Genomic DNA, 20,078 nt, shown 5'->3' with positions numbered 1-20,078 from the left:
ACTATCCATTAATTATTTCGCCACCGTTTACATGAATTACCTGCCCGGTAATGTAACTGGAATCATCTGCAGCCAGAAACACATACGCTGGAGCTACTTCAGAAGGTTCACCTGCCCGTTGCATAGCTGTATCCTGACCAAAAGTTTTAATATCCTTTTCGCCAAAAGTGGATACAATTAACGGTGTCCAAATTGGCCCGGGCGCAACTGCATTTACGCGAATGCCCTCTTTTGCCAAATTTGTTGCTAACGAACGCGTAAATGAAGTAATGGCGCCTTTAGTTGAAGAATAGTCTATTAAATGTGGCGAGGATCGATAGGCCGTAACCGAGGTGGTGTTTATGATGGCATCACCAGATTTCATGTGCTTCAATGCTTCATGGGCAAAATAAAAGTATCCGAAAATATTGGTTTTAAAAGTGTCCTCAAGTTGTTTCGCATCAATTTTTTGTGGATCTTCTTGCGGAATTTGCATCGCGGCATTATTCACTAAAATATTAATCCGACCAAATTTTTTCAGCACCATTTCAACAGCTTTCGCAGAAAAGGCAACCTTTTTCACATCGCCTTTAATTAACAAGCACGATTTTCCCTCCGCTTCTACCATCTTTTGCGTTTCTTTCGCATCAATGTATTCATTTAAATAAACAATCGCCACATTTGCCCCTTCTCTGGCATAGTATACGGCAACAGCCCTCCCTATTCCACTATCTCCGCCCGTAATTAAAGCTACTTTTCCCTGTAATTTACCTGAGCCTGCATATGTTTTCTTAATCACTTGTGGCCTAGGTTCCATCGAAGCCTCTATTCCCGGTTGAACGTTTTGCTTTGCTGGTGTCTTTTTCATTTTTTTACGCTCTCGTGTTTGTCTTGAAATAAGCTTATTCTCTCTTTTCATCAGAAAAAATTTAAACTCCTCCAAATAAAATACCCTTTTCCTTATTTTATGAACAACATTTTATACAATAAGTTTTCTTTTTGTTCCGAATTCATTGTGAGGACAACCTCATTAATACAGTATACGTTTTTCAATTTTTGAGTACAGAAAAATGCTGTCAACGCGAAGCCAAGCCTACCTGTGAGCCATCACAGAGCGCTGGTCGTATGTATCATCAAAATTCTAAGGAAAACAAAAAAAGAGCTTGGTGTGTTTTATATGAAAAATATCGCCATGAAATCACCTGACAAAAAAACAGCAAGTAAAACAGCAAAAAAAGACCTGAAAACAGAAAAACCTTTGGCCGAAAAAGATGAGGTAAAAGCTGCTGAAGAAAAATTGCGGAAGCAATCAAACATTCAGCCAAAGTAGCCGATTCATTATTTCTTCGATGGAGAATTTAGCTGCACAAATAAACGTATCGGCAGCGCCATAATAAATGGTAAGTTCATCTCCATCTACAAGATGTCCATTGGTAAAAATAACCTTGCCAAAAAAACCATGGAGTTCATAAGACTCTTGAGGTTGCATAATGGGCTCTTCAGTACGGGCTAGTACTTGGGATGGGCGGTTTAAATCCAACAAAACAGCACCCAAGCAGTATCTATTTTCTTGATTTGCTCCGTGATAGATTTCCAACCAACCGCTTGGTGTTTTAATGGGTTCCGCCCCAGCCCCAATCCGTTCACTATCCCAATAACCAGCTCTGGTCTTCATGATACAACGATGATTTCCCCAATGTAAGCCATCGCTTGATTCGGCTAGCCAAATGAAATTCCCTCCAATCTCCTTACTACTTGGCCGGTGCAGCATATATAATTTTCCATTGATTTTTTCTGGGAATAACGCGACATCTTTGTTGTGCGGAGGCAGTATTAAACCGTGCTGTTCAAAATGTTGCCAATCTCGCGTAGTTCTCAATCCTACGGCAACACCATTATCCGATACAGCTGTATATGTGAGGTAAAAAAGTTCATCAATCTTGCTTACCCTACAATCCTCAATCCCAAACCGCTCAAAAGAACCTATGCCATGAAGTGCTAAATTTTCTATTTTGAAATCAATCCCGTTGTCGCTACTAAACAAGCATAAATAGGAAAGAGTTGTCAAATAATCAGCACCCCTATAATTAATTACCCTTGGGTCCGTGTAATGCAATGCGCTATCATCCAAGCGTATTTCCATAATTTCCAATAGGCCTGCTGCATTCAACATCGGAACCATTAAATTCCCTGTTTGGAGTGCAACACTTTCGGCCACTCGTACCAATAAGCACACTTTTTCCTGCCATACAAAAACACCGGGATTCAACAAACAGACAACTTCCAGCTTATCTTGGCTTGGTTTCACATCTTGTGGCCTTAACAAGGGATTTTCCTTAAATCTTTTAGCGATGTCCATTTTATTTTAACGTTTACTGGTTAAGGGGGATTCTTGTGCTCAGGCTAGCGCATGGATTTGCCCTTATTCAGTTTCCATAATCCGCTCCAATAATCTTTCCAAATTGACTGTTGCAAAAGAAGAGCAATAATCTGATAAACCATATGGTATAATCAATTCCCCGTTGTGTATCATAGAGCCGCAAGAATAAAGTACATTCGGCACATAACCTTCACGTTCATCCGGATTCGGCATTAAAAGTGGTTCGTGCAATCGACCAATTTCTATAGAAGGATCATCGAGGTCCAACAAACTCGCCCCCAAACAATATCGACGCATGGGCCCCACGCCATGGGTAATAATTAACCAACCTTTTTCTGTTTCAATTGGAGATCCGCAATTGCCTATTTGTACGAACTCCCATGCGTATATGGGTTCTTGCAATTTTATCGGCTGATCCCAAACGGTTATCCTATCCGAATACATCAGATAATTGTTCCAACCGTCAATTCGCGACATCATGGCGTATTTTCCATTGATCTTTTTTGGAAATAAGGCCAAATTTTTATTCTGCGCGCCCTTTCCATGCAAAGGACTAACTTTAAAATCGTAAAAATCACGGGTTTGAATTAATTTTGGAATAATAAAAGAACCATCAAATGCAGTATAGGTCCCATAATACATGATACTGCCATCATCTTTTGTAAAACGTACAAATCTGGCGTCTTCTATTCCCTTCCGTTCAAACTCAGAAATTGGAAAAATTACACGGTCAGAAATATCGGTATCTTTAGAAAAACAGATTTCATGATAGGTATCTGATAACCAAAGAATTCTGTCGTATTCTAATTTCCCCGCATCATCTTCCTGCTGTTCTTTTGCATCAATCACCAACTTTCGAAGCTGCGCATAATCAAATTTATCACCTAAACGGGTGTTAATGTCGGCGATAACATTCATTGATATTCCTGCATCTGAGCCTTTCTTTAAAAACAGTTTCTTATTGTAAATAGCATTTTTAACCACCTCCGCTTCATCAATATAATTCCCAGCTGGTAGTACCTGAATGTTATTATGCGCATCTATCAGCGCCCTTCTAAAGACAACAGAGGATATATGTCCCTCACCCACTGCCCTGAAACTGATAATTACCCTTTTCTCGCCTTCAACCAAATTGGTTTGATCTGGATCTTCTACGATAGATGGATTAAAGAATGCCGCAGACTCAATCGAGTATTCATGGGTAAAATAAGATCCGATGAGGTATTTGGTAAATTCATCCAATTCCTTGTAATCTTCCCCACATTCCTCGATAACCCATTGCACTTTTTTGCAGTGCTTTAAGAATACTTTGGTGATATTCCGGTGACGTTTCGAAAATTCTTGTAACAGGGGTGAAACGATCTCAAAAACTGTCTTTTTGTCCAAACGAAGAACATTGGCTACCAAATTTCTTGCTCTTTCATCGCCTGTATAAAAAAAACGGGCTATTACCCTTGCGGGATCAGGATAAACCTTGACTTGTTTTCTGGTAACTGCTATCCTCATAATTGAATTTGTTTTTTTGAATAACAAATTTTGGAATAAGATGTTTTAAAGATTATTGTCGAAAGCGATTCATTTTTATAAAAGACACCTCGCATATCAGTTTCAAAAAGCCCTTCAACTAGAAAGTTTGGACTGCCTTTTTGATTTAAGCCATATCTAGTGTTTTGGGGTTTCGTTCACAAAGTTGCGCACATAGTTGCGGATCATTTCTCGAACCTCACGAAACTGTTCCATGACCTGTTCTTCCGTGCCAATTGCTTTAGCTGGGTCTGGAAAGTCACAATGCAGCTTTATTGCCTTTGTTGTAAAGTATGGACAACTTTCCTTGGCATTGTCGCAAACGGTAATCACAAAGTCGAAGCCGATATCGAGATATTCATTGATATTGTTCGAGGTGTGCGAGGAAATGTCTATCCCATCACGCTTCATGATTTCGATAGCACGGGGGTTTACTCCATGGGTTTCAATCCCAGCACTGTAGATTTCTGCCGTTTCGCCAGCGAAATGCCTCAAATAGCCTTCTGCAATCTGGCTACGGCAACTATTGCCGGTACATAATACGAGTATTTTTTTCATAATTTTTAAAACCAAGAGCCAGATGATATTGATAATGCAGAACTTGACATCAAAGCCAAATATCAGCTGCAGGCAATGACCGATACGGTTATAGCAATCGGTTTTTTATAGTTGGTAAACGTCTCTGTTTTCATGATTAATCACAGCATCCAGGAGGGCAACAGGCTTGTTTCTCTTCCAATGGCTTTTCTGCAAAGACCGTTACACTGAATATACCCCTACTTCCACTTTTGAATTTTTCGAGCTCAGCAGAATCAAGGTATTTTGAAAGTATGTCATCTGGAATGACAATCGGTTTTTCCTTTTGGATGCTTACATTCTGGAAACCATTGGCAGCAATCAATCCAAGGTAGGTATCTCTTTGAATGGCTCCGGCAACACAACCAGCATACATTTCAGCATCTTTTTTCAGCGACTCTGGAAGTTCGCCGATGAGCACCACATCAGAGATACTGAAATGCCCACCAGGTTTCAGCGTACGGTATATTTCTTTGATTACCGCATCCTTATTAGGCACGAGGTTCAGGACACAATTGCTCACGATCACATCAGCTATATTTGACGTTACGGGCATGTGCTCAATGTCGCCTATTCTGAACTCTACATTATGGTAGCCCAATTTTTCTGCATTTATCCTTGCCTTTTCGATCATCGCTGGGGTAAAGTCGATGCCAATCACCTTGCCAGTTTCGCCCGTTTCGCTTCTAGCAATAAAGCAGTCGTTGCCCGCACCGCTTCCAAGGTCGATGACCACATCACCAGACTTTATCTTGGCAAACTGTGTCGGCAGGCCACATCCCAGGCCAAGATCGGCATCGGGATTATAGCCCTCAACTTGTGTGTAGTCATCGGTCATGATGTTGTAGACCTCTGTTGAGCATCCGCCAGCGCCACAGCATGAGGCGGCATTGGTATCCTTGTCCTGCAAGGCAATCTCGCTGTACTTCTGTCTAACGAGCTCCTTTAGTTTTTCGTCCTGTTCCATATTTATTGTAATATTACGATTAAATTTGACATTTTTTTTTAACAGCAGTTCTGCTCGCTCTTGTACGAGCCGAAAAGCCCATTGAGTTCATTCTGCAAGCTTTTCCAGGCTTTTGGCTCGATACAATAGCAAACACTTGCCCCCTCAATGGTTCCCTGTATAATGCCGGCATTTTTCAATTCCTTCAGGTGCTGCGATATGGTCGCCTGTGCCAGTCCAAGTTCAGTTACCAAGTCCCCACAGATACACGCATTCACCTTGATGAGTTCCTGTAGGATGGCAATACGTGCAGGGTGTGCAATAGCTTTCAACTGTACCGCCAATCTGTTCTGCTCTTCTGTGAATATCTCTGATTTTGTCGTTCCCATATCGCAATATTACGATATAGAATAACAAATTCAAAATAATTAATCGTAATATTACGATTTTATTATATAATAAATTGATTTACAATTAATTACATATTTTTATTTATGAAAGACAAGAAGAACTATCAGTAAAAGCTTTTCATCAGCTTTTAGTTCCAGTTCGCAACTGGTACAGCCTGCTGAAGATTTTCCGTTAAGGGGCGTGTTGAAATACTGGTACGGAAAGAGTATGACCGCTGGATGGTCAAAAGGTAAAAAGAGATACTACCTCTACTTTAGATACCTTGAACATAACTCATGAAGAATATCCTGCGCATGCTCACTAAGATTTAGCTTGTGGCAAGCATGAACATATAGCGAATCAAAATATCTGTTGCAAATAACCATACATACTGTTGCATCATTTTTTAATAGAATGAGTAATTCATCATCAGAAAACGAATCGTAGGACGACATCATAAAATACTGCTCAATCCTATGCGGTTATAAAAGAGTAATGAGCGTTGGATGTTAATGTACCAGTACTACTACGCTCAAGCGCTTTAAGTTACTCAACCCAAATACAACTATTACGTCATATAAACCTCGTTAAATCAGCCCATCAATCTTTAAAACTAGGTCGATAGTGTCGTTCTGATCCTCGCATGTTTGGTATAAGATTTCACTCCTCTTCTACCTCATTTGGAGGCAATTAAGTTTTCTCTATATTTTTTTTTCATCCTTAATTTATTTTCTAGTGGCTTCCATTTCGAGCAAGGTTTCAAGTTAGAATATGAAACCAAGTTAACCGACTACAGTATAAACATTTACCTAAATTTAAGCTTACAAAGCTTTACCATTTTTTGTGCCTAACCAATATTCAAAAAAAAGTTGGTTAAGCCAGACATTCGTTACAATTACTTTTTATCACCCTATACAATAACATTATGAAAAAACACAACTTTTCTTTAGCATTATTAGGCTTCATGCTGCTTACCTCCTCGGTAAGTAATGCGCAAACAAAAACAAAGCCCAATATTATTATGCTCATCTCGGATGATACAGGCTGGGGCGACCTAGGCGTTTACGGTGGTGGAGTCGGACGCGGCATGCCCACACCTAATCTCGACAAAATGGCGAAAGAGGGTATGCAATTTTGGAATTTTTATGGTCAACCAAGTTGTACGCCTGGACGGGCAGCCATGATTACTGGCCGTATTCCTAACCGTAGTGGGATGACTACTGTTGCTTTCCAAGGACAAGGTGGCGGTTTACCTGCTGCAGAATGGACCTTAGCCTCTGTACTTAAAAAAGCAAACTATAAAACCTTCTTTTCTGGTAAATGGCATTTAGGAGAAGCAGATTATTCTATGCCGAATGCTCATGGATTTGACATCATGAAAAATGTGGTGCTTTATCACCTCAATGCGTATACATATGTTTTCCCATCATGGAATCCTGATATGGCTCCGGAAATGCTAGCCTTTTACCAAAAATCCACCACTGGAGTACTAGAAGGCGAAGCCGGCGGCAAAGCAAGGGAAATCACGAAAGTAACAGAAGAAAATATCGCCGAACTGGATATGATGATGACGGAAAATGTGCTTAAACAACTTAATACCTATGCACAAGGTAAAGATCCATTTTTCATGTGTGTAAATTTCGCGAAAAACCACCAACCAAATTTACCTTCAAAACAATTCAAAGGAAAATCGCCCGCAGCAAGTAAATATGGCGACTGCGTAATGGAAATGGATTATAACGTGGGCCGTGTAATGGATGAAATTAAAAAATTAGGCATCGATAAAAATACAATTGTTATTTATACCGTAGATAATGGGGCTTGGCAGGATGTACACCCTGATGCAGGTTATACGCCATTTAGAGGATCGAAAGGTACCGACCGTGAGGGTGGAAGTCGTGTTCCGGCGATTGCTTGGTGGCCTGGCAAAATACAAGCAGGTAGCGATAGCCACGATATAGTTGGAGGACTGGACTTAATGGCCACTTTTGCAAGCCTTGCAGGTGTTGAATTGCCTAAAAATGATCGTGAGGGTAAGCCTATGGTTTTTGATAGTTATGACATGTCTAACGTATTATTTAAAACGGGCAAACCGCTTCGCGACCGTTGGTTTTATTTTACCGAATCAGAACTATCTCCGGGAGCAGCGAGAATTGGTAGATGGAAAGCCGTATTTAATACGCGCGGCGATAATGGAGCCATGGCGGGCAGTGATATGCCAGGCCAGCAATTAGGTTGGAGAGGTGATGAAACCTACGTAGCTACCACTCCGGCAATTTATGATTTATTGCAAGATCCGCAAGAACGTTACGATTTGTTTATGAATAGCTTTACTGAAAAAACCTGGACAATGGCCATATTTAATGTGGCGATACAGGAATTGATGGAAAGCTATGTTAAATACCCACCACGACCACTTCAAAGTGAAGTCTACGCCGGACCGGAAACCATTACCAAATTCAGGAATATACAAGAAGCCAAAAAGCTTTTAGAGCAAAAAGGGATAAAACTGAATAATGCACCAGCTAAACTAGATAAATAGGATTAAAATAAACAATAAGGAAGACATTCGTTCTTCCTTATTTGTTTTATATCCATTCTCTTAGTTTGAATGGAATTCGAATTTACAGATGTTGCAATGGAAGGCTTCTAGCAAGTTAAAAAATTTCGAATTGTATGTACATCATACCGATGTGGTACGGGAATGAGTATGTGATAGAACGTCGAAAATCTGTACATTTGATAAAGAATAGGATGAAGCAATTGCCAAAAAATGAGCAATCGCTGATATGAAAAATGATTAGAAGGTGTTCTATCAATTTGAAAAGTAATATAGAAAATAAGCTATGATGAAATTCCGAAGTAATGTTTCCAAACTTGGCAAACGGTTCTTTTCTCTTGTAATAACAATTGCAATAGCCTTTACACAATCCGTATTCGCCCAAAGCGATTCTACTGGCAAAACGTCGGTTAAACTTTCTCAGGAAGTAATTAATCCCACTACACTGGCTTTCCAGTTGCAATTAGAAGAATACACCATATTCAAAACGCAAGGTGAAGATGGGTTTGCTCAAAATTTCAGGATTAGGGGAATTTTGCCATTAAAACAAGGGTTCTTAATCAAAGTACCTCAATTGATCCGAATCATTGGTTTCGTAAATACGGCGCCAAGCGGACCCACAGGGCTTGGCGATCTTACACTGAATCAGTTTTTTATCCTCAGCAAAAAGAAATGGGGTCAATTTGGAGCCGGTTGGAACCTACAAATACCAACGCGTACAAACGATCGGCTGGGCTCGCCACAATGGGCTATCGGACCGGCTTTTACCGTAACCTTCACCGATATTGGCAAATGGCAAATGTACTGGATTATGGAAAATTTCTTTTCTATAAGTGGGCATGATAAATATGGTTCATCAAACTTTATGGTGTTACAGCCTAATATATTTTACACTTGGGCAAATGGTATTTATGCTGGTATAGAACCGGAATGGCAAATTGACTACAATACGGGCAAAGTAGCCATCCCAATGGATTTTCGTGTAGGCTATGTTTGGTCGGGCAAATTGAAATATAACGCGTATATCGAACCTGAATTTATGGCTTACCGATCAAAAGGCTATACCCGTAACTTGGCTGATTTCGGCATCCGTTTCGGATTTCGCTGGTATATACCAATGAAATAAAGCAAAAGATATACATCCATATCAAAGCCATCTTAAATTTTAACGCTTAAACAGGTTTATAAGATACACTACAAAGCATAAACAATATGTACTGTTTTCTATTAATTCTGGGATCATGTACAAAAGTTGTGGAGCGGTGAAAAAAAATTAGATCTTTGAGGGTTAAAATTTACGTTACATGCACGATTCTTTTAAAGCCCTACTTCCGATGATCATCCCCGAAGGTGTATCTGATTATTTTGCACTTTCCGGTCATAAGAAAGATACCACCGGTATTCATATCTACCTTGAGGAACTGAACTTAGTTCCATCGGAATATGAGAGCAATAAGCTGCATTCCAAAGGTTTCTTTAGTGAAGTCATACTACAGGACTTCCCCATTCGTGGACAAGAGGTCTTTCTTCATGTGAAACGACGTAGATGGCTGAACCTGGACACAGGGCTTGTTGTCTTTCGGGATTGGAGTCTGGTGGCAAAAGGAACGCGTATCACTGAGGATTTCGCGGCTTTTTTAAAAGCAATCAGCCGATACCCAAGCGCATAGCATCCAGACCATCAGTTCCTTTTATGGCATAGACCCCAGAAAGCTAAGGAGATATTATAGAGAAAAACTAAGCGGCTTCCAAGATTGGGAACACAAGAAAAACGCTCGGGAAGGGCTCGTTTTTGCGGATAATGTGACTGCCCATCTTTCTATTGACGAGACCAGTCTCTCTCATGGCGAACTTTATACAGTGGTTACCAATAAACACGCCCGTGGTAAAAAAGGCACTATTGTAGCCGTTTTGAACGGTACCAAATCTGAAGATATTATTCCTGTACTACTGAAAATCCCTGCACGCATACGCAATAAGGTACAGGAAATCACACTTGACTTAGCAAGCAATATGGCATTGATTGCCAAAAAGTGTTTTCCAAATGCTGTACAGGTCATCGACCGCTTCCACGTGCAACAGCTCGCTACCGAAGCCCTGCAGGAGATAAGAATCAAACATCGATGGCAGTCAATAGATGATGAAAATACAGCACTGGAACAAGCCAAGGCACAGAAATCAACCTATCTGCCCGAAATATTATCCAATGGCGACACGATTAAACAGCTATTGGCCAGAAGTCGTTACCTGCTCTACACCAAGCAGGACAACTGGACAAGGGATCAACAGCATAGGGCGGCTTTATTGTTCGAAAGATATCCAGATATTGAAAAGGCATATGACCTCAGTCAGCAGCTTTCCTGGATATTCAATTCCACTGCCGATAAGTTATATGCTTTTGCTAGATTGGCAAAATGGAACGAAAAAGTTGAGCAATCAGGCTTCAAGTCTTTTAATACAGTATCAAGGACCATAATCTTGCACCACAAGAAAAGGATCAAGCGGAAAAGTTGGGGGTAAGAGAATAATTTCTTTTTTTTGTAATCAATACTAATTACAAATTTCCTTGAAACAAGCCGAGCAAAGCCTCATCAGTTTTTTATTGCCAGAAGGTATTCTGGATTATTTCGAAATACTCAAAGTTGAGAAAGAACAAAAAGAACTTCATATCTATCTGGAAGAGAAGAATATTGCTCCTTCTGGCTATCAAATAAGCGAACTTGAATCAAAAGGATTTCTTCCTGAAGTTGGTATTCAGGATTTTCCTATCCGTGGGCAAAAAGTTTGCTTATGCATCAAAAGGCGTAGATGGACAGTAAAAAAGACTGGTGATATTATCAGTAGAGATTGGGATCTAGTAAGAAAAGGGGCTCGAATGACTACGGAATTCGGTCTTTTTTTAAAAGGAATATTTGGATAATCATCCTATTAGCTGTTATCATTTAGGTCATTATTTCCAAATTGATGGTAAACAGCTTCAGGAGCAGTATAAGGAACACATTAGTGATTATGGAAGCTGGGATCAAAAGGCGCATGCCGATGATTGGATGCTTTTTACAAAGAATGTGAGTTCTAGACTCAGTATTGATGAAACAGCTTTATCCAATGGAGAACTTTATACTGTTGTAACCAATAAAGAGGCTAAAGGCAGGAAAGGTGCTATTGTAGCCATGATTAAAGGTACAGTTGCCCAAGACATTATCACGGTATTGACAAAGATTCCTGAGCGATTAAGAAAACGCGTACAGGAAGTAACCATGGATATGGCCGCTAACATGCAATTGGCCATAAAACGATGCTTTATGAATGCGCATCGCGTAATTGACCGTTTTCATGTTCAAAAATTAGCCTATGATGCTGTTCAGGAAGTTAGGATAAAGTATCGTTGGGAGGCTATTGATGCAGAAAATGAGGCTATTGCCAAGGCAAAGAAGGACAAAACTGCTTATCAACCAGAGGTATTAGCCAATGGAGATACATTAAAGCAATTGCTCGCACGGAGCAGATATCTTTTATTTAAACATCCTTCAAAATGGACTACAAATCAGAAACTTAGAGCAGACCTACTTTTCGAAAGGTACCCCAAATTAAAGAAGGCGTATGCTATAGCCCAAAAATTAGGGGATATATTCAGACTCTGTAAAAGTAAAGAGCAGGCTTTTAAAAGATTGGCAATATGGTATAATGAGGTTGAAGCTTGCCAAATTGATTCTTTTAGAACTGTTGCCAGGTCAATTCAATCGCATTACCTGTATATCCTAAACTTCTTTATTAACAGAGCCACGAATGCTTCTGCAGAATCTTTCAATGCAAAGATCAAAGCTTTTAGAGCAACCTCAAGAGGCGTTAGGGATATTAAGTTTTTCTTATTTAGACTATCGAAAATTTATGCCTAAAAAATACTCCCCCCAACTTTTCCGCTTGATCCCAAGAAAATACTCAACTACTTTGATAACAAAAGTACCAATGCATCGGCAGAATCATTCAACGCTAAAATTAAAGCTTTCAGGGCACAGTTCAGAGGGGTCGGTGATATCAACTTTTTCCTGTTTAGGCTAACTAAATTATTTGCTTAGTCCACAACTTTTGTACATGATCCTAATTCTGTATGTAAAAGCGTATGTAAAAATCAAAAAACCCTCTCTATTTATCATAGAAAGGGTTTAAAGTACCCAGCGCCGGAGTCGAACCGGCACGGTTTCCCACAGGTGTTTGAGACCAGCGCGTCTACCAATTCCGCCAGCTGGGCATTCCTATTTGGACGGGATGCAAATGTAGATATTCAAAGCGAAAATCCAAAATAAAAATTAAATTAGATTTTAACTCGCTGATTGCTAACTACAATTATTTTTTATCCTTTAATTTTTTATCTACAACAAAGGGCGCAAAAGGAATTAACGAGGCCACAAAAAGAATCGCCACCTTACCAAACTTCCATTTTTCCTCCATTGCCGCCATAATTAAAGTTGCCACATATAATACAAACAATAAACCGTGCAGCCAACCGGTGTACTTGACAGCTTCTGGCATGCCTGCAAAATGTTTTAAAGGTTCGGCCACAAACAACAGCAGTAAAAAGGAAATACCTTCTGCTAAGGCTACTTTACGAAAAAGAGAAACTGAATCACGCATATATCTGATTTTAGCCTCGAAAATAATAGAAGATTCAGCTTCTTTTAAACAAATAAAATGATTTGACATTTATCTGTTTATCCTTGCAAAAAAACGGCCTCCTAACTTGGTCAAATAACTTCCAAGTATTCTACCGATTTTAGATTTCCAATAAACGAAGGAAATTTTATCCCCTAGGCAATCTCTCCCGAATTCGATTAATATATTTCTGGCGGTAGTACAAATCTTTTATGGCAGCCAGAACAGCTTCCGAATCTTGTGCTCCACTATCAAATCGTGTCGTATAGCTATCTAATTCCGTTTGTAAGCTCTTTTCTATCGCATCTACTTGCGTTTGTAGTTGTACAATTTTAGCAGCATCAGGTTCAAACTCCAATTCCATTAATGCTTCGTTCACATCCATCATGTCCATTAAGAAAGATTGAGGCAATTGGTAACCTTCATCTGTAGCCACGATTCCTTTTAACTCCAGCACGTATTTTAAGCACTTCTGAGGATTACTAAGCACTTGGTAGGCTTTGTTATTCAAGGTAGATAAATCTAGCACTTCTTGTTGTTTCTCTTCGCTTTCGTTTGCGTAAAAATCGGGATGAAACTTTTTGCTCAAAGCATAGAATTTAGCCTTCACAAGATTCAAATCCGGATAAAACTGAACAGGTAACTCGTAAAACTCGAAATAATTAAGGGTTGATATACCACTCATAACGCTATAAATTAAAAGCCTCAGATCTAAAAATTTACACTAATTTTTAAATCTGAGGCAATAGTAAAAATTTGAATGTTACTTGCCGAATATTTTTAAAATATCATTACCAAAAGCAAACACCATTAAACATATTAAAATTACAAAGCCAACAATTTGTGCTTTTTCCAATACTTTTTCACTTACTGGTTTACGTTGCACCATTTCGATTAATAGAAATACAACGTGCCCACCGTCTAACCCTGGAATTGGCAACAAGTTCATGAAAGCCAATGCCATCGAAATTAATCCTGTTAAGGTCCAAAATTTCACCCAATCAAACGTACTTCCGTAAACCTTAGCAATACCAATTGGGCTACTAATGTTACGTGCACTTATTTTACCGGTAACCATTTTACCGATGCCCTTTGCGTTATCCATAAAGGTACTCCAAGCCATGTTCGCACCAATTGGAAGCGCTTCCATAAACCCGTAATGAATGGTAGTAGTTTTTATTTCTTTGAAATGTCCTAAGAAACCAATGATTCCGGTGGTATCTACCGCCGCCGTCATTTGGATTGGCTCTCCAGCTCTTAGCACCGATAGTTGAACCGTTTTCCCTTTTTTCTTCAGGGTTAGTGGCTTAATTTCATCTTGATACTTTACTGAAACTCCGTCTACCGCGGTGATGTTATCCCCTACTTTTAATCCTGCTTTGGCTGCACCCGTTTCAGGCATGACACTATCTACAATACTCTTTAATCGTGGCTCCGCAAAAATCCCTTTGTTATCTGAAATCTTATTTAAAAAATCTTCCGGTACTTTTATTTCAATGGTCTTATCGCCTCTAATTACCGTTAAAGCAGTTCCGCCCATGAGTACTTTAGAACTTTTAAGCTCTTCGAAACGAAGTACTTTATTGCCGTTGATGGCCAATATTTTATCCCCGTTTTTTAAACCAATTTCTGTTGCTGCATTTCCGGCTTGAATTCCGTTTACTACGCCACTGTTGGGTGTAAAGGTTTCTCCGTATTTGAACGTCAACATCCAAAAGATAATGACACCCACAATTATATTGACAATGACACCGCCTAACATCACGATTAAACGTTGCCAAGCTGGTTTTGATCGAAACTCCCAAGGCTGAGCCGGTTGTGCCATTTGCTCGGTATCCATGCTCTCATCAATCATTCCGGCAATTTTAACATAGCCACCTAAAGGCAACCATCCCACACCGTATTCTACATCTCCTTTTTTGAAACTAAAAAGTTTAAATCCCCAGGCATCAAAAAACAAATAAAATTTTTCCACTTTAATCCCAAAAGCTCTTGCTGCCAAGAAATGTCCCAATTCGTGTAAAATCACTAAAAAAGACAATCCGAGAAGCAGTTGCCCCGCCATAATCAATCCATTCATATTCTCTTAAAAATTTTATGTTAGATGTTAAAATATACTTTTTGTTACTAATTCGCCGGCTAATATACGGCTCTGTTTATCACTTTCTAAATAATCTTGCAATTGAGGATTTTCGATAAAAGGAATTTCCTCCATACAATTTTGTATCGCATCGCTCATTTCTAAAAAGCCAATTTTATCATGCAAAAATGCTTCCACAACCACTTCGTTTGCCGCATTTAAAACACAAGGCAAATTGCCTCCTTTCTTTAATGATTCAAAAGCGAAGCCCAAATTACGAAAAGTAGTGGTATCTGCCTGCTGAAAACTAAAATTAGGGTAATCCAAAAAACTAAACCGTTTAAAGTTGTTTTTTAGCCTATCGGGATACGTAAACGCGTATTGAATAGGCAATTTCATATCCGGAACACCCATTTGAGCTTTCATAGAACCATCCGTAAATTGCACGATGGAGTGAATAATGGATTGTGGATGAACAATAACATCAATCTGATCGACCGATAAATCGAATAGCCATTTGGCCTCAATCACTTCTAAACCCTTGTTCATCAATGTAGCGGAATCGATGGTGATTTTGGCTCCCATTACCCAATTGGGATGTTTCAAGGCTTGCTCTTTCCGCACCGAGGCTAAAAATGAACGATCTTTCCCCAAAAACGGACCTCCCGAGGCCGTTAGGTATATTTTTTCAATTTCATTGCGCTCTTCTCCTACCAAACATTGAAAAATAGCGGAATGCTCTGAATCTACTGGTAAAATCTTAACCTGATGTTCTTTGGCCAATTGTGTAACCAATTCCCCAGCCACCACGAGCGTTTCTTTATTCGCTAAGGCAATATTTTTTCCAGCTTGAATGGCAGCAATGGTCGGTTTTAAACCTACAGAGCCCACTAAGGCGGTTAATACGATGTCGCTTTCAGGATAAACAGCTACCTCAGACAATGCTTCTTCGCCTGCTAAAACCTGAATATTTAAACCAAAAAGCGCCGATTTCACTTCCGCATATTTACTTTCATCGCAAATGACAACAGCTTTGGGTTTAAATTCTTTTGCTTGCGCTATTAATAACGTTGCGTTCTTGAGGGCTGATAGCACCAAAACATTAAAAATATTCGGATGATCCCTGATAACTTCTAACGCCTGTGTTCCAATACTCCCTGTAGAACCTAATATTATGATGTTTTTAGGCGATTGTTGTAATGTTATATTGTTCAATTGTTATTTCTGTCTATCGTTCCCGCTATTTCAAAAAAATACAAGAAACTCAAATTTTTAATTTTTCGTTTGTAAATTTTATTAGGTGATGAATTTCTTTTGGCAGAATTTCTAATATGGAAAAAATATTAGTGTAATCTTCTTCACTTATTAATTTTCTAACCTTCGCTTTCTCATTCCAATCAAAACATTCTTTTACAGAACCAAAACTATAGTAATAAAACTTAATCTTATCTCTTTTGTGATATCTCCCAAAACCTTCTGCAATATTAGCAGATATCGAGTCAACTGCATTAACAAACTGTCGACCAATAGTATTCCTAGCAAAGCTATCCCAATTTGATGTAAGTTCCCATATCAAATTACTCAGATGAAAGGATTTTTTATAGGCGACGATTTGATTCAATTGCAAATATTTCAGTTCCATATTTATCGTTTTATGTACATTAGGGAATCGTGCAACAATATAGCAATAAAACAATTAAACAATATATTTCCCCAGTTCATCCGCTAACTTCCTATCGTTACTTAAACGGGGCACTTTATTCTGTCCACCCAACTTTCCTTCGCTCTTCATAAAATTCACAAAGGCGTCTTTCTGCAAAGGGCGAATAACCAAAGGACGTAAAATATTTCCTTCAATAAGGTCAAAATAGTAAATATTTTTCTTCTGTAAAGCCTCATCTACTTTTTTACTAAAAGCTTCCATATCATTCGGCAAGCTAGAAAATTCTACAAACCATTCATGATACGGTAATCCGCCTTCTTTTGGATTTACCTGAGGCGCCACAGTAAACTCTGTAATTTCTACGTGTTCTTCGTTTGCAACGGTCAATAAAGCATGTTCTACTTCCTCTCCAATCACATGCTCGCCAAAGGCTGAGATAAAATGTTTAATTCTACCTGTGACAACAATTTTATAGGGATTCAATGATACAAATTTAACGGTATCGCCAATACTGTAGCCCCATAAACCGGCATTCGTATTTAAAATTAAGGCGTAATTTTTATTCAACTCCACCTCTCCTAGCGATAAACGCGTTGGGTTTTCCGTTCCATATTCATCTACCGGGATAAACTCGTAAAAAATCCCCGCATCGGCCAATAGCAATAAGCCTTTATCGTTTTGCGAATCCTGATAGGCTATAAAACCTTCAGACGCGGGATATGTTTCAATGGAATCAATCTTTTTGCCGATGCTTTGTTCTATTTTGGCTCGATAGGGCTCAAAATTGACCCCTCCATAAATGAATAGGCTAAAATTTTTAAAAATATCCGCTATTTTCTTTCCTGCACTTTTCTCGGTCAATTTATCAAAATACATTTGTACCCAAGGCGGAATCCCTGAAATAAGGGTCATATTTTCAGGGAGTGTTTCATCCACAATGGCATCCACTTTCGTTTCCCAATCTTCTATACAATTGGTTTCATACGAAGGCAATCTATTTTTTTGAAGATAGGCTGGTACATGATGCGCCACAATCCCCGATAAACGTCCCACGTTAATACCATTTTTCTTACTCAAGGTTGGACTTCCTTGCAAGAAAATCATCTTTCCGTCTACAAAATCGGCTTTACCTGTTTCATGAATATAGGTTAAAATGGCATTTCGAGCTGCTTTAATGTGCTCAGGCATTGACTCTTTGCTCAGTGGAATGTATTTCACACCTGAGGTAGTACCTGATGTTTTAGCAAAATATAAAGGCTTGCCTTTCCATAATACATCAGCTTCGCCGGCTACAACACGGTCAATATACGGGCGTAAACCTTCGTAATCGCGAATGGGTACGTTCTTTTTGAAATCGGCATAGTTTTTTATTTCCGCAAAGCGATGATCTTTGCCAAAAGCAGTTGCTGCCGCCGATTGTATTAATTTGTTAAAGACTTCATGTTGGGCCGTCACTGCATGTTGCTTCCACTTGTTTATCTGACGGACGGCGAATGCCGCAAAAGGTTTACTTAAAGCTGCTTTTAATCCCATTTAAAAAATCTAGTTGATACATATACGGATGAACTTACACAATATTGTGTAAAATATCTGGATGTTCATCGCCGGTGTATTCGTCTGAAATTTTGCGATAAGCTACAGTTAAGGCCACACTCGATAGCGGAACAATAATAAATGAACTTAAAATATTAACAGCAAAAGCTACAAATGGCCATTGTAAGTAACTGAGTAATAGATACAACAAATATCCCCCACCTAAAACCACTAAGAGCAATAATATCTTCGTAAAATTTCCCTTTGTGGTTGCTAAACTTAACTTAATGGATTCGAACGGTTTCACATTTTTATCGATAATAAAAAACGGAAAAAATGAAATCCTCAACCAAGTAATAAAAATAGCGATGATTCCTACAGAAATGGCTACATTTTTTACCACAGAAACGCTTATTCCAGTGTAAATAAAAGGAAAAGCAACCAATATTACCACCAAATATACCCCAAATATACAGCCCACAAAATAGAGGGTAGCAATTAAAAAGTTAACAATTTGTTGCTTAGTTGGGATGGTATCTACAATTTTTACATCACTCAGTTCATCATCCATTAAATGAAAAATATACTTGAACAACGACAAATTGATGGTAAAGTAGAGCATGATAAAAATCACAGCCATGACATAACTAAGCGCTTTGCTTACATCCTTTATAAAAAATGCCATTAAACTAGAGGCACTTGCCGTTATAAACATTAAAAAGCACAACGTGGCTATTGAAAAATAATGTTTCTTAGTAATTCCCCAGGCTTTTTGAATTACCTCGTTAACCGCAAACGTACTTTCTTTTAAATAATTTATCATGGTTGTTTAAATACGACTCTTTTAATAAAATCTTGCATAAAGCCTAAACCATAGGCGGTTAATTGGATAAATGAAGATATAATACTCAAAAATGCAACTTTTAGTGATTTATTTACAGACCATGCGTGAAAAAATATCAACACAAAGTATAATAACAGAAAAAAGTTACAAATGACTGCCAATGGCCAATAAAACAGATTACATAGCAAGGTAAATGCCACTCCCAATGTAAAAACTGCAGGAAAAAAATGAACTAACTTTAATTCAGCTGGAAAATGTTTATAAATATTGATGCGTGCTCTTCCAAAAAAATGTAGTTGTTTGTAAAACTGACTAAAACTGGTGCGCCGTTTATGATACACAATGGCATCAGGAATTAAGCCTATTTTAAAACCATTCTCGTGTATGCGGATGCTGTATTCGATATCTTCGCCCAATCGAGTTAAAATAAAACCGCCTACTTTCTCCCACACCTGACGCGATACGCCCATGTTAAAACTACGCGGATGAAACTGACCTATATGCTTTTTATTTCCACGGATACCACCTGTTGTAAAAGGTGATGTCATGGCGTAACTAATGGCTTTTTGAACAGGTGTAAAGCTCGAATGTGCCGCATCTGGCCCTCCGTAGGCATCTAAGGGATGCTCGTACAAATAATTTTTCACCTCCTCAAGGTAGTTCGCTGGGATTAAGCAATCAGAATCGAAAATAATGAAATAATCGCCTTTGGCGCGCTCGAAACCAAAATTACGGGTAAAACCTTGCCCCTCGTTTTTTTTAAAGTAATATTTTACATCTAATTTATTCGAATAACCTTCAACGATTGCTTTGGCATCGTTTTTTGAACCATCCTCAATTACCAAAACCTCAAACTGTAAATACGTTTGTTTGGTTAGGGTATGCAACAGCTCATCAATCTCTTGGGGACGATTGTATAATGGAATTATGATGGAGAAAAACATGTGTATTTT

At 38.8% G+C, this 20,078-nt stretch carries 22 protein-coding genes and 1 tRNA gene; 8 read left to right on the top strand and 15 right to left on the bottom strand.

All coding sequences use genetic code 11. The features are described from left to right. Position 1: 1 nt before the first annotated feature. Positions 2-898, bottom strand: coding sequence for an SDR family oxidoreductase (locus tag ACJVDK_RS01060; RefSeq protein ID WP_443938469.1), 897 nt, complete (start codon positions 896-898; stop codon positions 2-4). Positions 899-1,171: 273 nt separating this feature from the next. Here ACJVDK_RS01060 and ACJVDK_RS01055 point away from each other — a divergent pair, with 273 nt between their 5' ends. Then, entirely contained in the window at positions 1,172-1,309 is a 138-nt protein-coding gene (locus ACJVDK_RS01055) for a hypothetical protein (RefSeq protein WP_443938468.1), read from the top strand. On the opposite strand, the gene ACJVDK_RS01050 is transcribed toward ACJVDK_RS01055, so the two are convergent. The 5 genes from ACJVDK_RS01050 to ACJVDK_RS01030 all read right to left on the bottom strand — a co-directional run bounded on the left by ACJVDK_RS01050 (position 1,289) and on the right by ACJVDK_RS01030 (position 5,794). After that, the gene (locus ACJVDK_RS01050; protein ID WP_443938467.1) at positions 1,289-2,338 is read right to left on the bottom strand and encodes a glycoside hydrolase family 130 protein; all 1,050 of its coding nucleotides are present in this window, start codon (positions 2,336-2,338) and stop codon (positions 1,289-1,291) included. The genes ACJVDK_RS01055 and ACJVDK_RS01050 overlap by 21 nt on opposite strands. A 63-nt stretch (positions 2,339-2,401) precedes the next feature. Next, positions 2,402-3,865, bottom strand: a complete 1,464-nt coding sequence (locus tag ACJVDK_RS01045; protein ID WP_443938466.1) for a glycoside hydrolase family 130 protein — start codon at positions 3,863-3,865, stop codon at positions 2,402-2,404. Positions 3,866-4,021: 156 nt separating this feature from the next. Then, positions 4,022-4,441 (bottom strand): arsenate reductase ArsC, encoded by a 420-nt coding sequence (locus ACJVDK_RS01040; RefSeq protein ID WP_443938465.1) that lies wholly within the window; start codon positions 4,439-4,441, stop codon positions 4,022-4,024. A gap of 136 nt (positions 4,442-4,577) precedes the next feature. After that, positions 4,578-5,426, bottom strand: coding sequence for an arsenite methyltransferase (locus ACJVDK_RS01035; RefSeq protein ID WP_443938464.1), 849 nt, complete (start codon positions 5,424-5,426; stop codon positions 4,578-4,580). A 38-nt stretch (positions 5,427-5,464) separates the two neighbouring features. Continuing rightward, positions 5,465-5,794 carry an ArsR/SmtB family transcription factor gene (locus tag ACJVDK_RS01030; RefSeq protein WP_443938463.1) on the bottom strand — a complete coding sequence of 110 codons (330 nt, stop codon included), beginning with the start codon at positions 5,792-5,794 and terminating at the stop codon, positions 5,465-5,467. Positions 5,795-6,720: 926 nt separating this feature from the next. On the opposite strand from ACJVDK_RS01030, the gene ACJVDK_RS01025 reads away from it, so the two are divergent. The 7 genes from ACJVDK_RS01025 to ACJVDK_RS00995 all read left to right on the top strand — a co-directional run bounded on the left by ACJVDK_RS01025 (position 6,721) and on the right by ACJVDK_RS00995 (position 12,431). Further along, entirely contained in the window at positions 6,721-8,337 is a 1,617-nt protein-coding gene (locus ACJVDK_RS01025; protein WP_443938462.1) for an arylsulfatase, read from the top strand. Positions 8,338-8,641: 304 nt separating this feature from the next. Beyond that, positions 8,642-9,481 carry a hypothetical protein gene (locus tag ACJVDK_RS01020; protein WP_443938461.1) on the top strand — a complete coding sequence of 280 codons (840 nt, stop codon included), beginning with the start codon at positions 8,642-8,644 and terminating at the stop codon, positions 9,479-9,481. Positions 9,482-9,659: 178 nt separating this feature from the next. Continuing rightward, on the top strand, positions 9,660-10,025 hold the full coding sequence (locus tag ACJVDK_RS01015) for an ISAon1 family transposase N-terminal region protein (protein WP_443938460.1): 366 nt from the start codon (positions 9,660-9,662) through the stop codon (positions 10,023-10,025). Position 10,026: 1 nt separating this feature from the next. Continuing rightward, entirely contained in the window at positions 10,027-10,875 is an 849-nt protein-coding gene (locus ACJVDK_RS01010; RefSeq protein WP_443940021.1) for an ISAon1 family transposase, read from the top strand. A gap of 46 nt (positions 10,876-10,921) precedes the next feature. Beyond that, on the top strand, positions 10,922-11,275 hold the full coding sequence (locus ACJVDK_RS01005) for an ISAon1 family transposase N-terminal region protein (RefSeq protein ID WP_443938459.1): 354 nt from the start codon (positions 10,922-10,924) through the stop codon (positions 11,273-11,275). Next, positions 11,268-12,251: an ISAon1 family transposase gene (locus tag ACJVDK_RS01000; protein WP_443938458.1), complete on the top strand. Its 984-nt coding sequence runs from the start codon at positions 11,268-11,270 to the stop codon at positions 12,249-12,251. Before ACJVDK_RS01005 ends, ACJVDK_RS01000 begins: the two co-directional genes overlap by 8 nt. 3 nt (positions 12,252-12,254) lie before the next feature. Beyond that, entirely contained in the window at positions 12,255-12,431 is a 177-nt protein-coding gene (locus ACJVDK_RS00995; protein ID WP_443940020.1) for a transposase, read from the top strand. Between the two features lie 93 nt (positions 12,432-12,524). Here the strand turns inward: ACJVDK_RS00995 and ACJVDK_RS00990 are convergent. From ACJVDK_RS00990 to ACJVDK_RS00950, 9 genes are all read right to left on the bottom strand, one after another. After that, a tRNA-Leu gene (locus ACJVDK_RS00990) sits at positions 12,525-12,604 on the bottom strand. 95 nt (positions 12,605-12,699) lie between these two features. Next, a complete protein-coding gene (locus ACJVDK_RS00985; protein WP_443938457.1) occupies positions 12,700-13,056 on the bottom strand; it encodes a DUF3817 domain-containing protein in 357 nt (118 codons plus the stop codon). 97 nt (positions 13,057-13,153) lie between these two features. Beyond that, positions 13,154-13,690: an iron-sulfur cluster co-chaperone HscB C-terminal domain-containing protein gene (locus tag ACJVDK_RS00980; RefSeq protein ID WP_443938456.1), complete on the bottom strand. Its 537-nt coding sequence runs from the start codon at positions 13,688-13,690 to the stop codon at positions 13,154-13,156. 78 nt (positions 13,691-13,768) lie between these two features. Continuing rightward, positions 13,769-15,085 (bottom strand): RIP metalloprotease RseP, encoded by a 1,317-nt coding sequence (gene rseP, locus ACJVDK_RS00975; RefSeq protein WP_443938455.1) that lies wholly within the window; start codon positions 15,083-15,085, stop codon positions 13,769-13,771. Positions 15,086-15,112: 27 nt separating this feature from the next. Continuing rightward, a complete protein-coding gene (locus tag ACJVDK_RS00970) occupies positions 15,113-16,300 on the bottom strand; it encodes a 1-deoxy-D-xylulose-5-phosphate reductoisomerase (RefSeq protein ID WP_443938454.1) in 1,188 nt (395 codons plus the stop codon). 49 nt (positions 16,301-16,349) lie between these two features. Further along, positions 16,350-16,727 (bottom strand): four helix bundle protein, encoded by a 378-nt coding sequence (locus ACJVDK_RS00965; protein ID WP_443938453.1) that lies wholly within the window; start codon positions 16,725-16,727, stop codon positions 16,350-16,352. A gap of 54 nt (positions 16,728-16,781) precedes the next feature. Beyond that, positions 16,782-18,281: a GH3 auxin-responsive promoter family protein gene (locus ACJVDK_RS00960; protein WP_443938452.1), complete on the bottom strand. Its 1,500-nt coding sequence runs from the start codon at positions 18,279-18,281 to the stop codon at positions 16,782-16,784. Positions 18,282-18,315: 34 nt separating this feature from the next. Further along, positions 18,316-19,104: a hypothetical protein gene (locus ACJVDK_RS00955; protein ID WP_443938451.1), complete on the bottom strand. Its 789-nt coding sequence runs from the start codon at positions 19,102-19,104 to the stop codon at positions 18,316-18,318. Further along, entirely contained in the window at positions 19,101-20,069 is a 969-nt protein-coding gene (locus tag ACJVDK_RS00950; RefSeq protein WP_443938450.1) for a glycosyltransferase, read from the bottom strand. The genes ACJVDK_RS00955 and ACJVDK_RS00950 overlap by 4 nt, the downstream gene beginning before the upstream one ends. Between the last annotated feature and the right edge of the window lie 9 nt (positions 20,070-20,078).

The organism is Pedobacter paludisoli (assembly GCF_052344095.1).
In the GTDB taxonomy this organism is placed as follows: domain Bacteria; phylum Bacteroidota; class Bacteroidia; order Sphingobacteriales; family Sphingobacteriaceae; genus Pedobacter.
This window is presented reverse-complemented; position numbering and strand designations above follow the sequence as displayed.

Coding starts and splice junctions, on each gene's coding strand:
- ACJVDK_RS01060 (WP_443938469.1), bottom strand. CDS start 898: ATGAAAAGAGAGAATAAGCTTATTTCAAGACAAACACGAGAGCGTAAA.
- ACJVDK_RS01055 (WP_443938468.1), top strand. CDS start 1,172: ATGAAATCACCTGACAAAAAAACAGCAAGTAAAACAGCAAAAAAAGAC.
- ACJVDK_RS01050 (WP_443938467.1), bottom strand. CDS start 2,338: ATGGACATCGCTAAAAGATTTAAGGAAAATCCCTTGTTAAGGCCACAA.
- ACJVDK_RS01045 (WP_443938466.1), bottom strand. CDS start 3,865: ATGAGGATAGCAGTTACCAGAAAACAAGTCAAGGTTTATCCTGATCCC.
- ACJVDK_RS01040 (WP_443938465.1), bottom strand. CDS start 4,441: ATGAAAAAAATACTCGTATTATGTACCGGCAATAGTTGCCGTAGCCAG.
- ACJVDK_RS01035 (WP_443938464.1), bottom strand. CDS start 5,426: ATGGAACAGGACGAAAAACTAAAGGAGCTCGTTAGACAGAAGTACAGC.
- ACJVDK_RS01030 (WP_443938463.1), bottom strand. CDS start 5,794: ATGGGAACGACAAAATCAGAGATATTCACAGAAGAGCAGAACAGATTG.
- ACJVDK_RS01025 (WP_443938462.1), top strand. CDS start 6,721: ATGAAAAAACACAACTTTTCTTTAGCATTATTAGGCTTCATGCTGCTT.
- ACJVDK_RS01020 (WP_443938461.1), top strand. CDS start 8,642: ATGATGAAATTCCGAAGTAATGTTTCCAAACTTGGCAAACGGTTCTTT.
- ACJVDK_RS01015 (WP_443938460.1), top strand. CDS start 9,660: ATGCACGATTCTTTTAAAGCCCTACTTCCGATGATCATCCCCGAAGGT.
- ACJVDK_RS00985 (WP_443938457.1), bottom strand. CDS start 13,056: ATGTCAAATCATTTTATTTGTTTAAAAGAAGCTGAATCTTCTATTATT.
- ACJVDK_RS00980 (WP_443938456.1), bottom strand. CDS start 13,690: ATGAGTGGTATATCAACCCTTAATTATTTCGAGTTTTACGAGTTACCT.
- rseP (WP_443938455.1), bottom strand. CDS start 15,085: ATGAATGGATTGATTATGGCGGGGCAACTGCTTCTCGGATTGTCTTTT.
- ACJVDK_RS00965 (WP_443938453.1), bottom strand. CDS start 16,727: ATGGAACTGAAATATTTGCAATTGAATCAAATCGTCGCCTATAAAAAA.
- ACJVDK_RS00960 (WP_443938452.1), bottom strand. CDS start 18,281: ATGGGATTAAAAGCAGCTTTAAGTAAACCTTTTGCGGCATTCGCCGTC.
- ACJVDK_RS00955 (WP_443938451.1), bottom strand. CDS start 19,104: ATGATAAATTATTTAAAAGAAAGTACGTTTGCGGTTAACGAGGTAATT.
- ACJVDK_RS00950 (WP_443938450.1), bottom strand. CDS start 20,069: ATGTTTTTCTCCATCATAATTCCATTATACAATCGTCCCCAAGAGATT.